The 649-nt window shown below is 62.9% G+C and carries 1 protein-coding gene; it reads left to right on the forward strand.

Annotated elements, in window-relative coordinates:
• Nucleotides 1–47 precede the first annotated feature (47 nt).
• Nucleotides 48–649: GntR family transcriptional regulator (locus tag WH277_RS01085; protein WP_339503869.1), on the forward strand; the 602-nt coding region annotated here is incomplete at its 3' end.

A 649-nucleotide genomic window follows, 5' to 3' on the forward strand; every position in this document is an offset into this window, starting at 1 on the left:
ATGGGTCTTAATCATAAGACCCATTCTGAGACAGTGACAAGACCACGATGAATCCCACTCCCGTCCCCTTTTCCGCTCTGTTTACGCGCCAGAATGGATCCACCCTGCGGGAAAAAGTCTGTGCCATGCTGCGCGAGGCGATGGCCAGCGCAACGTTACCTGCCGGGACTCGACTGCCCTCTTCCCGCCTGCTCGCCAGCGATCTCTCACTGTCTCGCGTTACCGTTGAGGCCGCTTACAGCCAGCTGGAAAGCGAGGGATATCTCTCACGTAAAAGCGGGCGCGGCACGTTTGTTGCCATCAGCCCCTCCGTATCGCAAAACCGCCATCGCCCCGCTTCTGCGGCGCCGCAGCTGTCAGCACGCGGGGGGCAGATGGTGGCGGGAGGCGGCTGTAACGATCCGCTGTTTCCCCATGCCTTTGCCGCCGGTTCCCCGGATCTGCGTGCGTTTCCCCAACCGCTGTGGCGGCGTCTCACCCAGCAGCGCCTGCGCTCCGATAGCACTTCCCTGATGCAGTATGGCGATCCGCTGGGTCTGCCCGATCTGCGCCAGGCGGTGGCGCACTACCTGGCGCAATCGCGCGGCGTGCGCTGTTCGGCCGACCAGGTGATGATCCTCACCAGCTCTCAGCAGGCGCTGCAAATGAT

This window comes from Erwinia sp. MYb416 (assembly GCF_037479575.1).
Lineage (GTDB): Bacteria > Pseudomonadota > Gammaproteobacteria > Enterobacterales > Enterobacteriaceae > Erwinia > Erwinia rhapontici.